Raw genomic sequence first — 14,360 nt, 5'->3', positions numbered from 1 at the left:
TGAGTCCCTCTGTTTGGCGGAGAGTCAAGCCCACCGGCGCATGCAGTTGGTCATCTCAGTAATTCGTCATGGGTGTTGACGGATAGGAATTTCACGTGGTTGACAGCGTCTCGCGTGTAGTGCAGGCGATATTGTCCGTGCACCGTCACTCTGTAGATCACGTTGCCTTCCTCGTCCAAGCGGTCCGCGTCATCGCCGCCGCGCCCTTCGCGGAGTCGATGCTGTTGCAGGCCTTTTTGCGTCGCCTCATTGCCCATGAGGACGAACACCATTGTGCGTATCAGTGATGCGTGTGACATGTTGCCGTGTTCGCATTCGCGTAGCGAATCAAAGAAGTTCGGGCCATATGACCAGTCGTCCAGTGGTCGTTTGGCTCGCTCCGCTGTGGTGAATTGCAAAAGAGACTGAGCTCGTATCATCCAGTCGAGTTCTTCCTGCAAGGTGTCGAAGTGCCCTTCGAATGAGGTAATCGGGTTGGTATCGTCTAGCATTTTTGCTGCTCCTTTGCTTTGCTCTCTGAGTTTCTGGTTTTTGCCGTTGAGTCGCTTGTTTTCCTGTTCGAGTTTTTCGTTTCTTTGCTGGCTGTCTGCGAGCTGCTCGTATAGCGTGCGCATTGTTTCGTGCGCGGAGGCCAGTGTTGCCGTTGATTCGAGAAGGTCCTTGAACGGGACCGCTGTGAGCGTTTGTTTGGATCGCATGAACGGCATATATGCGAATGGATTGCTGCCGCCGGATTGTTTGTTTTCCTTTCCCTTGTGCGGGATGGTGGCAATAAGTTTGGGATTGATCCAAAGCCAGCTTGGACCGTCGGGCAGCAAGCTTGGCGGTTCCTCCACTACTTCGGTTTCGTTTTGGGATGGTAGCGCGCATAGCCATTCGTCGTCCGGAAGGATGTCACGCCGTTCACGCGAGATGATTTTTACCGCGATGGCCTGACCTTTGTGCAGCACGGGACGCAGGTCCGTATCTGGTGCGATGTGTGTTCCGGAAAGGAAATCGGCGCGTTGGATCGTCACTTCTACAGGCGGATTGTCTCCGATCCCCGGGTAGAGCATCAGTTTGAACATGTCGTCACATACGAAGGTGACCACGCCGGCAACTATTTTCCCGGACGTGTAGTGCCGCAACGCCTGTTGCGCTGCGACCCAATCGGCATCCAATATGAAACCATCGGGGCCATCAAGCCAGCCTCGCACATGCTGGCCCGCGCAGAGGATCCAGTCGCTCGGATACATGCGCCCTTCGCCCGGTTCCGGTTCGTATCCCGCGTTCACGAAGGCTTCGGCGACTTCACGTGTCAAGCCGGCCACGTTCACCTTACGGAATTTCATCTCGCCGGGAATCTGCACGTAGGGAACATCACCTTCGAGAATCATCTTCACATAAGCCTCGACCATATCTCCCGTCGCCTTCGTTGCCGAGGCATTCGTATGCGCGACCTGCTTCCAGAAGCCGCAGCTTCTTTCCTGCTTTTTCTTGGGAACCGCTGATGCGGAATCGGTTTTACCGCTGTCGGAGTCTTCGGTTCCGACACTTTCAGTGTTGGCAACGCCCCGATTCTTGCCAGAGTCTTCGTCGGTTTCGGATTCATCGAGCCCGTAACTGTCGTATTCACTCGACGACAGATCCTCATTGACCCTGTCAACGAGCTCTTCCACTGTCTGCTTGCTTTCCGCGACACCGCGGATTCTGCACAGTTTCGTTCCGGCACCATTAGCGTCCATGGCGTCGAACGGAATGAATCTGACCGCCCCATGGTACGCCCGAGCCCAATGAGGCAGCTTGTCGTAAAGCAGTCTGCTCGTAGCCTCATCCTTGATTTCGAAGATGATCGCCCCATCACCCACGGCCTCTGCCAGCGCTTCCACATCAATGAACGGTTTGGAATACCATGGAGACTTCGAGACCAGAATCACCGGAATGTCACGGTTCATGGAAAGAATGGACCCGACGCATTCGTCAACATGCGTTTCATCAATGAGATACCATTTCATGTCCTCGCGGACACGAACATCGGCGAGACTGGTCTCTTCCGAGGGAGACGAATCCTCCGCCGGTTCCGTTCGCGCGACGCGCGGGCGCTCGATGGCGTCAATACAATCGCTGATTTGACGCAGATATTCATCCTCAGTGAGCTGCGGTTGTATAAACGGGACGAGAGTGAAATCAGTGCACCAGGAATCGCCGGGCGGGAAGATGCGGGAGGCGCCGAGGTAGGGATTGACGGTGTCCAGCATTGTGCGGGATGTGGATTGCAGATGATTGGGTAGTTCGACGACGAGGGCGCGACCGTTGACTGCGGAACGAATATGCTTGATTGGGATCAGCGGTTGTCCGTTCTTGCGTTCGGAGACAAGTATGCAGATCCGGTCACGGGTCGAACGTCGTAGCCAGTTGACGAAATCTGACAACTCGAATGTGTCACGGATAATCATGCCATCTTCAGGTTCGTTCACGACCGCCCCCTTCTATCGGATGCGTTTAACATCATTGCGGTTGAATTTGATTATAGTGTGGTCGAGCAGGCGCCCGGCCGCACCTTCAGGATTATCTCGTGGTAACGGTCGCTTTCCGTGTTCTCAAGAACCGACCGCTGGTCATCAGGAGTTTCCATAAGAAAAAGGAAAAGCAACAATCAGCCGCTTTCCCCATCAAACCCGAGCCATTCGTTACTGTCGGCTACAGGACAAAGCCTCTTGATGAGGATACGCAATCACACATTCCAGTGTTTCGGCCGACTACTGGCCTACAACGCCCACTCACGTCCGTACGGGTTAAGGTACGGGGATGCGTTCACGATAGCTGACCCGGACTCTTCACAACCTTACCCGTTCGGCACGAAAACCGAGCATGGCAAAGACCGCCATCCGACTACGCCCCGCGCCGAGCAACGTTTCCTCCCGACTAATGCAACGGTAATGCAGCACCCAAAACGAAAAAGCCGCGGCGGGAAATACCCGGCCGCGGCTGTTCGTCGAATCGGTGCCCCCGGTGGGACTCGAACCCACACTGCGCAGATTTTGAGGCTGCTTCCTCTACCAATTGGGATACAGGGGCGTATCTGAACCTTGAGCAGTATACAACACAATCCGGATTAATTCCAACGCCGTGTTGCCAGCATCCGAGCCAGCATCCAATCCAATACCCGATTCAGCACCTCATCCGCCATCCCAATCACAGCTGCTCACCGCAGTCTCCCACAGTCACCCGCATTCCCTCACCAGCCACCCATCCCCCCATCCCATCGAGCCACCGCCCACAGCCATGCTCCCGCCCCGGCACCATACACCTCAGAACACAATCGCTGGATTGGGCACGAACTCAGTGAAATGCAGGTTCGGCTCGTTATCGATCAGCTGTATCAGCGCCGGGCTGAACGTGATATCCGCCACCGGCTTCAAATCATGGAGCCTGTAGACGAACAGCTTCGGAAGGTATGAGCCGATGCTTACCGCGTTGAAGAACAGGAACGCGTAGTCGCGCGTGGCCCGGAGATAGAAGTGGCCGTTGTTTTCCTTTTCGATGAGCGCCGGTTGTATTTGCTGCAGTATCGTTCCCGTCCGCGAATCGACGGCTCGCAATGTTCCCGTCCGCGAATCAACAACAAGCATCCGCCCGTCCTGATCAAGACAGTACGGATCATACTCAAATCCCATGATGCGTTCGCCGCCCAGTTCCGTACCATCCGGGTAACGAACGGGTATGGTCTGAATATCACCTGTTTTGACATCCCACCACTTTATGACGGCCCTGAAAGTGGACGTGGCGTTGAGCGGCGGCAATCCGCCGGGTTCGTCATCGGGCTCGTCGCCAGGCTCGTCATCGGGAATGAACGACTCGTCGGGGTCACTGATCAGACTCTCAAGCAGTAATATTCTTCCCGCCGCGCAAGGTACTCCGTTGGGCGCATCATGCACTTCGAAGCTGGGGTTCTCATTGTTGACGGACACGGTTTTCCGAACAGGCTTGTCTGGCGTGAGCGCGACGAGGCTCAGCCGAAAATCGTCGTCGAGAACCGGAGTTTCCCGCCTGATGCCGTACACTTGCCCGTCGCATGAGGCGATGGCGTGCATCCGATTCGTGTTGATGGTGGTCATATTCGTGAGGTCGGGGGTATACCATACGAGCTGCAGCTGGTTGTCCCGCTCTTGGATGGTCCTCTGCTCCGCGATGTCGATTTTCCGTACCTGATAGTTCATCGAAATCGCGATCGCCACATCCGTCAGATCGAAGTCGGAGAATTTCACGATGTTCGCGCGTTGCGTACAGGCGGACAACATAAGGAATTGCAGGACCAGCACGAGAACCGCGCATCGTGTGGCCATACCGTCGCAACGCCACGGCATACGTCGCATTCCGCGTGAGAAATGTCGCATGGCCGTCACGCTCCTTGCGAAATCTGAGTGTGGATATGGGTGCGGATATGGGTTATGCGGGAAGGAGTAGACCGTGCGTCGCTCAACGTCGAACGGCACCGATGATTTCAACATAAAACCGCCGGAGCATGCTGACAATGTTATAACAACGCGCCCGTCGCGTCTCCGGCGCTCCCGGCCAAGACTCCGGCTTTCGCCTACCGCGCATCACCGTCCGTCCGCAGCCGCTCCCCGCTGCACCCCGTCCGCGTCCCCACTGAAACAGAGCCGTTCACATTACTTCACAATGCCTGCAACCGTTTCACCCGTAGAATGGAAGTGTTCGCTCACGCAAGGAGGATCGTATGAGCAACAAGACACATCGGCGATTCGACCCGTGGCGCATCGCCCCGGTTCAGGAAATGTCACGCAAGGTGATTCTGCAGACACATTGTTTCAACATCGATCATGTGGCGTTCGACTCGTTGGCTGGCAAGCCTTTCGAACGCGATTTCATCCATGTGAAGCACGGCGACACGGTAGGGGTGCTCGCCATCACCAACGACGGCAGGATTCCGTTGGTCGAACAGTATCGTCTTTCCACCCATCGGTGGACGCTGGAGATTCCCGGCGGGCATGGCACGTCCCATACGGATCGCCCTATGGATATCGCCCGTCGGAAGTTGGAGGAGGAGGCCGGTTTCAAAGCCGGAAAGATCCAGCAGTTCTCGCGCATCATGGATATGCCCGGTTATTCCACCCAGTACACGTCGCTGTTCTATGCGACCGATCTCACTCCCACGCAGATCTCGGATTTCGGCCCTGAAACGCCGCGTCCGGGCTTGCGATTGGTGACGCCGGAGGAGGCGCATCAGCTGGTCGTCAATGGCACGATTCTCGATGCGAAGTCGCTGGTCGCGCTGCTGAGTCTGCATGATGGTCTGCTGGACCATCATGATTCGCCTGATTCCGACAACTGATTCCGACGCTTGATTTCCGGCATACGATTCAGTCGGAATCCGCAACGGCCGGCATGGCCTGCAGCATCGTCACCGTGCGATTCGTAACGGGCGGTGTGGAGACGCAAACACAGCGCAAACACAGCGCAAACGCAAAGCAATCGCATATGCATAACCGGAATGCAACGCATAATGCGGGTGCCCATCTCCCCTAACGAGAAGATGGGCACCCGCATTATGCGTTTGTGAGGCGTTATCGCATCACATCGTCACGGTTATTGCAACACCGCGACGTCATGCCGTATGGCACAATTCGCGTTCACTCCTGGCTGGCGCCGACGGTGTGCACGTAGATGCTGTCGGTGCTGCCCGGCTGGTGCTCGCCCTGAGCGGAGCTCAGCACGACGATCTTGTCGCCATCGGTGACCTTACCGGCTTCCTTCAGGATATTGTCGGTGAATTCCATCAGGTCACGGCGGGACTTGTCGTGGTAGTCCTCGTCGATCAGGAAGGATTCGGTGCCCCAGCTCAAAGCCAGCCAGTGGTAGGTGTGCTCGTTGTTGGTGATGCCGAAGATCGGGACGGACGGACGCTCACGGGAGACGCGGTGCACGGTGGAACCGGTCTGGGTGTAGGCGACGATGGCCTTGGCGTTCAGCTTGTAGGCCAGATTCACGGCGGCGGAGGAAACGGCGCCGGTGGAGGACATGTCCAGATCGCTCAGCTTCGGGATGCGGTCGAAGCCGTGCTCGGTGGCGTAGTTGGAGATGCGGGACATGGTGTTCACGGTGACTGCCGGGTACTTGCCGACGGCGGTCTCGTTGGAGGTCATGGTGGCGTCGGCGCCGTCGAGCACGGCGTTGGCGCAGTCGGAAGCCTCTGCACGGGTCGGGACCGGGGAGTTCACCATGGAGCCCAGGACCTCGGTGGCGACGATGACCGGCTTGGCATACTGGCGGGCCAGCTCGATGCAGCGCTTGGTAGCCAGCGGGACCTCTTCGAGCGGGCACTCGACGGCCATATCACCGCGAGCGACCATGATGCCGTCGAAGGCCTTCACGATCTCTTCGAGGTTCTCCAGAGCCTGCGGCTTCTCGATCTTGGCGACGACCGGGATGCGACGACCTTCCTCGTCCATGATCTCATGGGCGCGGTCGATGTCGGTGGCGAAACGCACGAAGGACATGGCGATGATGTCGGCGCCGGTGCGGATGGCCCAACGCAGATCCTCTTCGTCCTTCTCGGTCAGAGCCGGCAGGGACACGGCGACACCCGGCAGGTTGATGCCCTTGTGGCTGGACACGGGGCCTGCCACGATGACCTTGGTGTGCACGTTGTTGCCTTCGACCTTGGTGACTTCCAGACGGACCTTGCCGTCGTCGATCAGGATCGGATCACCGGCGTGGCAGTCGCCCGGCAGACCCTTGAAGGTGGTGGAGGTGATGTGCTCGTCGCCTTCGATGTCGTCGGTGGTGATGATGAATTCCTGGCCTTCGGTCAGCTGGACCTTGTCCTCGCCTTCGGCGTTCTTCTTGAACCAACCGCAACGGATCTTCGGACCCTGCAGGTCGACGAGGGCCGCAACGTTGCGGCCGGTAGCCTTGGAAGCCGCACGCAGGTTGTTGTACACCTTGAGGTGATCCTCCGGGGTGCCGTGGGAGCGGTTCAGACGAGCCACGTCCATGCCAGCTTCGACGAGGCTGGTGATACCTTCGAGGGTTTCGGTGGCGGGACCGATGGTATCTACGATCTTGGCTTTACGCATATGCCTTTTCCTTAACTACTGCGGTTATTGCAACGGACAAGGTGACAACCTTGTCTTCCTCGCGCAAGTTTACTCGCGTGTTTTGTGGCAAACACCGTTTTATCCAATTTTTATGTTAGCGCTAACAATTATATGCATATTCGCCGTCGATACGGCGTTTCCCAATTATTCCAACGATTCACCAAACACCGTACGCTACTTGCAGGCAACGGCTTCCCCGCGTCCAAAATCCACGGCAAACGAAGTCCATCGACTATTCATCCGCCATTCCGTCGCTATTCAATAGACATTTCCTTAACATTCGTCCAGTATTTATTTGACGTCCATCACTCCCCTCACCCATTTCGCCGAACGCATATTCCTCGACCTATTGATACGAATTACGCATGCATGCCCGTTTCGAATTCGTCACGGCATATCCGTCGATATCACCGTCGACATCGCCCGCAAAAAGCCGCGCATATAGCCTCACGCAACCGCGAATAACGTCCCACACATACGAAAAGGCGGGCCCGCCCACGCGGACCCGCCCGAAAAGCGCGAAAGCGAAAAACCTACGCTTCCTTGGCTCCCTTGACTTCCTTGGCTCCCTTGGAAGCCGCGTCAAGCTGCCTCATCTTCATCACGGACAGCAACGCCGCGCCTCCGATCGCCACAACGATCACGGCCAGCGACACCCACGTGGGAATCTCCGGCGCCCAGGCGACCGGCTGGCCACCGTTGATGAACGGCAACGAGTTCTCATGCAGCGCCTCCAGCACCAGCTTCACGCCGATAAAGCCCAGCACGACGGACAGGCCGGCAGGCAGATACACGAGCTTGTCGAGTAGCGCGCCGAGCAGGAAGTACAGCTGCTGCAAGCCGAGCAGCGCGAACACGTTGGAGGTGAACACGATGAACGGGTCCTTGGTCAGGCCGAAGATCGCGGGGATCGAATCGAAGGCGAACATGACATCGGTGGTGCCGATGGCGAGGAACACGATCATCATCGGGGTCCAGTAGCGCACGCCGTCACGCGTGGTGCGCAGCTTCTCCCCATCGTATTCGTCGCTGATGCGCACGACCTTGCGCAGCATGCGGATCACGCCGTTCTCCTTGTACTCGTCGTCATCGTCATCGCCCACGACGAGCTTGATGGCGGTGTAGATGAGGAACGCGCCGAAAATGAAGAACACCCAAGTGAAACGGCTGATCAGCGCCGAACCGATGAGGATGAACACGCCGCGGAAGATCAGCGCGAAGGTGATGCCCACGCTCAGCACGTACTTCTGAATCTGCTTGGGCACGGCGAAGTTCGACATGATGATGACGAACACGAACAGGTTATCGATGGACAGCGAATATTCGGTGAGCCAACCGGAATAGAATTCAATGGCAGGTTTGGAACCAGCGAACGCCCAGATCAGCCCTCCGAAAATCAGCGCCATGACGATGAAGAATGCGATATGCCGCACGCACTCCTTGGTGGAGGGGACGTGTGGTTTACGTCCGATAATGAAAAGATCGACCACGAAGAACAATGCGAGCACCACGAATGTGGCGATTTCAAAAGCAAGAGGGGTTTCAGCCATGCTCACCATGGTACGGGCTGGCGGTGACGGCACGCATCGCGCTCCGCAATCGGAGAAACATACTTGCATGCCGCCGCGCTTGCCCTATGCTCGCCGAGTCTGTGCCCAGCCCACGTTCTTCCACCCGCCCTATCCGAACCTTACTTATTGGCTTCCGTCATCTGGCGAAGCTCCTTCTTCAAGTCGCGGATCTCATCGCGAAGACGCGCTGCAAGCTCGAACTGCAACTGCTCGGCGGCAGTATGCATCTGTTCGGAAAGCTGGCGGATCAGCCCCGCCAAGTCCTGTGCGGGCAGGCCGGCCTTGAGAATCTCCTCATGGCGCTTGTTCGCCTCGTCCTCGTCCAGAACTGGCACGCCGAGATGCGTGTTGCCGGCCTTGCCCGCATTGCGGTAACCGCCTTCGAGCAACGTCTGCGTATCCACATCCTCCTTGGCGAGCATGTCGTTCACGTCGCTGATCTTCTTGATTAACGGCTTCGGGTCAATGCCATGCTCCTTGTTGTAGGCGATCTGGATCTCACGGCGTCGATTCGTCTCATCGATGGCCTCATGCATGGCTTCGGTGATGTTGTCCGCATACATGAGCACGGTGCCGTCCACGTTTCGCGCGGCACGGCCGATGGTCTGGATCAGTGACCGGTAGGAACGCAGGAATCCTTCCTTATCCGCGTCGAGGATCGCCACCAGCGAAACCTCCGGCAGATCAAGACCCTCACGCAGCAGGTTGATGCCGACGATCACGTCGATCTTGCCTTCGCGCAGCATACGCAGCAGCTCCACACGGCGCAGCGTATCCACATCCGAATGCAGGTATTCCACCTTGATGCCGCGTTCCAGCAGATAATCCGTCAGGTCCTCGGCCATCTTCTTGGTGAGCGTGGTGACCAGCGCACGCTCGTTGCGCTCCACACGCGCCTTGATCTCGCCCAGCAGATCGTCGACCTGCCCTTCGACGGGCCGCACTTCGATCTTCGGGTCGACCAGACCGGTCGGGCGGATGATCTGCTCGACCACCCCGTCGGAAAGCCCCATCTCATAGTCGCCCGGCGTGGCGGACAGGTACACGGTCTGCCCGACCCTCTGCAGGAATTCCGGCCATTTCAACGGCCTATTGTCCATCGCCGACGGCAAACGGAACCCATGTTCGACCAGCGTGCGCTTACGGGACGCGTCACCCTCGTACATCGCGCCGATCTGCGGCACGGTGACATGCGATTCGTCAATGACCAGCAGGAAATCGTCGGGGAAGAAGTCGAGCAGCGTATGCGGCGGCGTGCCCGGCGCACGGCCGTCGAAATGCCTCGAATAGTTCTCCACGCCCGAGCACACGCCTACCTGGGTCAGCATTTCCAGATCGTAGGTGGTCCTCATGGAAAGACGCTGGGCTTCCAGATCCTTGCCCTGCTTCTTCAACTCGGCCACGCGGTCATCGAGCTCGGCGCGGATGCTTTTCAGCGCACGGGCCATGCGTTCCGGCCCAGCCACGTAATGCGATGCCGGGAAGATATGCACTTCGCTCTCGTGGGCGATCACGTCGCCCGTCAACGGGTGCAATGTGGAAATACGGTCGATCTCGTCGCCGAAGAATTCGATGCGGATGGCCAGTTCCTCGTATACGGGGATGATTTCGACGGTGTCGCCGCGCACACGGAACGTACCGCGCGTGAACGCGATGTCGTTGCGCTTGTACTGCATGTCCACGAAGCGACGCAACAAATCGTCGCGCTCGATCTGGTCGCCTTCCCTCAGGAACAGCATGCGCCCCGCATACTCCTCTGGCGTACCCAAACCGTAAATGCAGCTGACGGTGGCCACGACCACGCAGTCACGCCTCGTGAGCAGGTTCGCGGTGGCCGCATGGCGCAGACGCTCCACATCGTCGTTGATGTTGGAATCCTTCTCGATATACGTATCAGTCTGCGGAATGTAGGCTTCCGGCTGGTAGTAGTCGTAGTAGCTGACGAAATAGCTCACCGCGTTGTCGGGCATGAGCTCGCGGAATTCGGCGCACAGCTGCGCGGCCAGGGTCTTGTTCGGTTCGATGATGAGCGTCGGGCGTTGCAGCCGTTCGATCAGCCACGCGGTGGTGGCGGTTTTGCCGGTGCCCGTGGCGCCCATGAGCACCACGTCGTTCTCGCCGTTCTCGATGCGGGTGGCGAGTTCCTCGATGGCCTTGGGCTGGTCGCCGCTCGGCTTGTACGGCGATTTGACCACAAACGGCTTATTCGTGCGTTCGATGTTGAATCCCATCATGACCCCTTTGCCGAACCGTTACGCGTTATTCCACTGAGCATATAGCCTATCAACCTGTTCGAACATTTGTTCCAATGGTTGCGACGAGTCGATGACGTCGCTTGCGATGGCGAGGCGCTGCGCTGCGCTGGATTGATGTCTGATGCGGTCGCATGCCTGGTCGCGCGTCATGCCACGCGTTTCGATCATGCGGGTGATGCGCGTCTCCTCGGGCGCTTCGACGGTGACGATATGGTCGAAACGGAACGGGATGGTGCCGATGACTTCGGCGAGCAGCGGGACGTCATGCACGATGACCGCATGCGGATGTTCGTCCGATTCCGCCTGTTCGAGACGTTCCGCCTCACGGTAGATGAGCGGGTGTTCGATGGCATCGAGTCGTTCGCGCGCACCCGGTTCGGCAGATGGACCAAACACGTGTTCGGCGAGCCACGCCCGGTTCAGGGTGCCGTCCGCGTTCAGGGCGGCTTCGCCGAACGTCTGGACGATCAAGGGCAGCGACGCTCCCCCGGGTGCGACCACGGCGCGGGCCAGTGCATCATAGTCGATCACACACGCGCCCAAGTCACGCAGACGCGCGGCGACCGTGCTTTTCCCCGCGGCGATGCCGCCGGTCAATCCGATTCTCATAGCGTTCACACAGGTATCGTACCGCGCCTCAAGCCTACGGAACATAACGCGCCGCGGGCTCACATCAAGCCGTTCCCCTGCTACGCAACACACCGCAGCACACGCCGCAAATGAACAACCAAACGCAACGAGGCCCGGCCGGATAACCGGTCGGGCCTCGTTCAGCTCAAAGCTGATGTTGCAACTTAATTGGCAGGTACAGCCTTAATGACTGCTGTCAGCTCACTCGCCGAGCAGCTTGTCGCGCAGGGCGGCGAGCTGATCGGAATCGGCGAGGGTGCCGTTGGAAGTGCTCTCGGAGGAGTAGTTGGACACCTCTTCGACCTTCTCTTCCTTGGCAGCCTGGCCGTCGGCAGCGGCGGATTCCTCCGCGTGCTCGAGTTCCTTGGCCACGAACTCCTTGTGCTCTTCCCACAGGTCGTGAGCAGCGGCATACTGGGATTCCCACTCTTCACGCTGCTTCTCGTAACCGGCGAGCCACTCGTTGGTGTTCGGGTCGAAGCCTTCGGGGTACTTGTAGTTGCCCTCCTCGTCGTACTCTGCCGGCATGCCGTACAGAGCCGGATCGAAGTCCTCGGAAGCCGGGTCAACGGAGTCGTTGGCCTGCTTGAGGGACAGGGAGATGCGACGACGATCGAGATCGACGTCGATCACCTTGACGAACACGGTCTCGCCCGGCTTGACCACGGTCTCCGGGTTCTCGACGTGACGGTTGGCGAGCTCGGAGATGTGCACCAGGCCCTCGATGCCGTCTTCGACGGAGATGAACACGCCGAACTGGACGATCTTGGTGACCTTGCCCTTGACGATCTGGCCGGGAACGTGGGTGCGAGCGAAGCGCTGCCACGGATCCTCCTGGGTCGCCTTCAGGGACAGGGAGATGCGCTCACGGTCGAGATCGACGTCGAGCACCTCGACGGTGACCTTGTCGCCGACCTTGACGACCTCAGACGGGTGATCGATGTGCTTCCAGGAAAGCTCGGAAACGTGGATCAGGCCGTCAACACCACCGAGATCGACGAACGCGCCGAAGTTGACGATGGAGGACACGACGCCTTCGCGGATCTGGCCCTTCTTGAGCTGGGAGAGGAAGGTCTCGCGAACTTCGGACTGGGTCTCTTCCAGGTACTGGCGACGGGACAGAACGACGTTGTTGCGGTTCTTGTCGAGCTCGAGGATCTTGGCTTCGATCTTCTGGCCGATGTACGGGGACAGGTCGCGCACGCGACGCATTTCGACCAGGGATGCCGGCAGGAAGCCACGCAGACCGATGTCGACGATCAGGCCGCCCTTGACAGCTTCGATAACAGTGCCCTCGACGACACCATCGGCTTCCTTGATCTTCTCGATATCGCCCCAAGCGCGCTCGTACTGTGCACGCTTCTTGGAAAGAATCAGACGGCCTTCCTTGTCTTCCTTGGTGACGACAAGGGCCTCGACGGTGTCGCCGACCTCGACGACCTCGTCCGGATCCACGTCCTTCTTGATGGAAAGTTCGCGGGAAGGAATCACACCTTCGGTCTTGTAGCCGATATCCAGGAGCACCTCGTCGTGATCGATCTTAACGACGGTACCTTCAACCAGATCACCATCGTCGAAGTTCTTGATGGTGGAATCGACTGCCTTGATGAAGTCCTCTTCGGTGCCGATGTCGTTGATGGCGACCTTGGCGACTTCGTTATTGTTCTGTGCCATATAAATAAATGGTTTCTTATAGTTGGTGGATATTACTCGATATTCAGTTTTGGCTGTACGCACGAACAGGTGCCATGCAGACATAATCCCGCGTGCACACACAGATATTCAGTCTACAGGCACCCAGCCCCAAAATTCTAGGCGTGTCGCACCTTTCATGCGCGTGCCGCAACCTGCCGTTCGGCGGCCTCCACGACATTGGCCAGCAGCATGGCTCGGGTCATCGGCCCCACGCCGCCCGGATTCGGCGTGTACGCGGCGCTTTTCTCGTAACAGGCCTTGTCAACATCGCCCTTGATACGGTAGCGGCCGGCTTCCTCATCGAACACGCGGCTCACACCCACGTCTACCAGAACGGCACCGTCCTTCACATCCTCCGGCTTGACGAATCCCGCAACGCCCATGGCCGCCACGATCACGTCCGCCCTGCGCATATGCTTATGCACGTCCTTAGTACCGGTGTGGCACAGAGTCACCGTGGCGTTCACACCACGGCTGGCGAGTAGCAGACCGATCGTACGCCCGACGGTGATGCCACGCCCAAGCACGCACACCTCCTTGCCGTCAAGATCGATGCCGTACGCCTTGAACAATTCGATGATGCCGCGCGGCGTGCACGGCAGCGGCGTGGACACGTCCCCACGCACATGCAGCACCAGTTCGCCCAGATTGTATGGGTGCATGCCATCCGCGTCCTTAGCCGGGTCGATCATGCCGATGATCGCGTTCGTATCGATCCCCTTCGGCAGTGGCATCTGCACGATGAACCCGGTGCATTCCGGATCATCGTTCAGTTCGCGCACGGCCTGCGCGATCTGGTCGAACGTCGCATCCTCCGGCAGTTCGCGTTTGATCGAACGGATGCCGACCTCCTCGCAATCGGAGTGCTTGCCGGCAACATATTTGACCGAACCGGGGTCGTTGCCCACCAGCAGCGTTCCAAGGCCCGGCGTGGCCCCCTGCCGCTTCAGGTTCGCCACACGCTCGCGCAAATCATCCTTAATCTGTGCGGACACTGCCTTGCCGTCGAGTTTCATGGACATGCGCCTTCCCTCTTCTGTCGTTTCCGCACCCGCGTTCGCGGGGCGCTACGATAGGATATCGTAGCGGCTGTTTCGACGTACGGCCAC

Annotated in this window: 9 protein-coding genes and 1 tRNA gene; 1 reads left to right on the top strand and 9 read right to left on the bottom strand. The window is 58.4% G+C overall.

Annotated elements, in window-relative coordinates; genetic code table 11:
• Window positions 1–50: 50 nt before the first annotated feature.
• From BUB29_RS03695 to BUB29_RS03685, 3 genes are all read right to left on the bottom strand, one after another.
• Window positions 51–2,456 (bottom strand): cell division protein ZapB, encoded by a 2,406-nt coding sequence (locus BUB29_RS03695; RefSeq protein ID WP_143155140.1) that lies wholly within the window; start codon window positions 2,454–2,456, stop codon window positions 51–53.
• 527 nt (window positions 2,457–2,983) lie between these two features.
• Window positions 2,984–3,057, bottom strand: a tRNA-Leu gene (locus BUB29_RS03690).
• Between the two features lie 233 nt (window positions 3,058–3,290).
• On the bottom strand, window positions 3,291–4,346 hold the full coding sequence (locus tag BUB29_RS03685) for a hypothetical protein (RefSeq protein ID WP_143155139.1): 1,056 nt from the start codon (window positions 4,344–4,346) through the stop codon (window positions 3,291–3,293).
• 374 nt (window positions 4,347–4,720) lie between these two features.
• Here BUB29_RS03685 and BUB29_RS03680 point away from each other — a divergent pair, with 374 nt between their 5' ends.
• Complete coding sequence (locus BUB29_RS03680; protein ID WP_033521717.1) at window positions 4,721–5,335, top strand: NUDIX domain-containing protein; 615 nt, start codon at window positions 4,721–4,723, stop codon at window positions 5,333–5,335.
• Between the two features lie 298 nt (window positions 5,336–5,633).
• Here BUB29_RS03680 and pyk read toward each other — a convergent pair whose 3' ends face one another.
• The 6 genes from pyk to BUB29_RS03650 all read right to left on the bottom strand — a co-directional run bounded on the left by pyk (window position 5,634) and on the right by BUB29_RS03650 (window position 14,273).
• The gene (pyk, locus tag BUB29_RS03675) at window positions 5,634–7,079 is read right to left on the bottom strand and encodes a pyruvate kinase (RefSeq protein WP_033521719.1); all 1,446 of its coding nucleotides are present in this window, start codon (window positions 7,077–7,079) and stop codon (window positions 5,634–5,636) included.
• 554 nt (window positions 7,080–7,633) lie between these two features.
• The gene (locus BUB29_RS03670) at window positions 7,634–8,650 is read right to left on the bottom strand and encodes a TerC family protein (protein WP_051914902.1); all 1,017 of its coding nucleotides are present in this window, start codon (window positions 8,648–8,650) and stop codon (window positions 7,634–7,636) included.
• Between the two features lie 140 nt (window positions 8,651–8,790).
• Window positions 8,791–10,902, bottom strand: coding sequence for an excinuclease ABC subunit UvrB (gene uvrB, locus BUB29_RS03665; protein WP_033521721.1), 2,112 nt, complete (start codon window positions 10,900–10,902; stop codon window positions 8,791–8,793).
• A 21-nt stretch (window positions 10,903–10,923) separates the two neighbouring features.
• Window positions 10,924–11,535 carry a dephospho-CoA kinase gene (gene coaE, locus BUB29_RS03660; RefSeq protein WP_033521723.1) on the bottom strand — a complete coding sequence of 204 codons (612 nt, stop codon included), beginning with the start codon at window positions 11,533–11,535 and terminating at the stop codon, window positions 10,924–10,926.
• 222 nt (window positions 11,536–11,757) lie between these two features.
• Window positions 11,758–13,230 carry a 30S ribosomal protein S1 gene (rpsA, locus tag BUB29_RS03655; RefSeq protein WP_033521725.1) on the bottom strand — a complete coding sequence of 491 codons (1,473 nt, stop codon included), beginning with the start codon at window positions 13,228–13,230 and terminating at the stop codon, window positions 11,758–11,760.
• A 155-nt stretch (window positions 13,231–13,385) separates the two neighbouring features.
• Window positions 13,386–14,273, bottom strand: a complete 888-nt coding sequence (locus BUB29_RS03650) for a bifunctional methylenetetrahydrofolate dehydrogenase/methenyltetrahydrofolate cyclohydrolase (protein ID WP_033521727.1) — start codon at window positions 14,271–14,273, stop codon at window positions 13,386–13,388.
• Window positions 14,274–14,360 lie beyond the last annotated feature (87 nt).

Source organism: Bifidobacterium merycicum DSM 6492 (genome assembly GCF_900129045.1).
Classification (GTDB): Bacteria; Actinomycetota; Actinomycetes; order Actinomycetales; family Bifidobacteriaceae; genus Bifidobacterium; species Bifidobacterium merycicum.
This window is presented reverse-complemented; position numbering and strand designations above follow the sequence as displayed.

Coding starts and splice junctions, on each gene's coding strand:
- BUB29_RS03685 (WP_143155139.1), bottom strand. CDS start 4,346: ATGCCGTGGCGTTGCGACGGTATGGCCACACGATGCGCGGTTCTCGTG.
- BUB29_RS03680 (WP_033521717.1), top strand. CDS start 4,721: ATGAGCAACAAGACACATCGGCGATTCGACCCGTGGCGCATCGCCCCG.
- pyk (WP_033521719.1), bottom strand. CDS start 7,079: ATGCGTAAAGCCAAGATCGTAGATACCATCGGTCCCGCCACCGAAACC.
- BUB29_RS03670 (WP_051914902.1), bottom strand. CDS start 8,650: ATGGCTGAAACCCCTCTTGCTTTTGAAATCGCCACATTCGTGGTGCTC.
- uvrB (WP_033521721.1), bottom strand. CDS start 10,902: ATGGGATTCAACATCGAACGCACGAATAAGCCGTTTGTGGTCAAATCG.
- coaE (WP_033521723.1), bottom strand. CDS start 11,535: ATGAGAATCGGATTGACCGGCGGCATCGCCGCGGGGAAAAGCACGGTC.
- rpsA (WP_033521725.1), bottom strand. CDS start 13,230: ATGGCACAGAACAATAACGAAGTCGCCAAGGTCGCCATCAACGACATC.
- BUB29_RS03650 (WP_033521727.1), bottom strand. CDS start 14,273: ATGTCCATGAAACTCGACGGCAAGGCAGTGTCCGCACAGATTAAGGAT.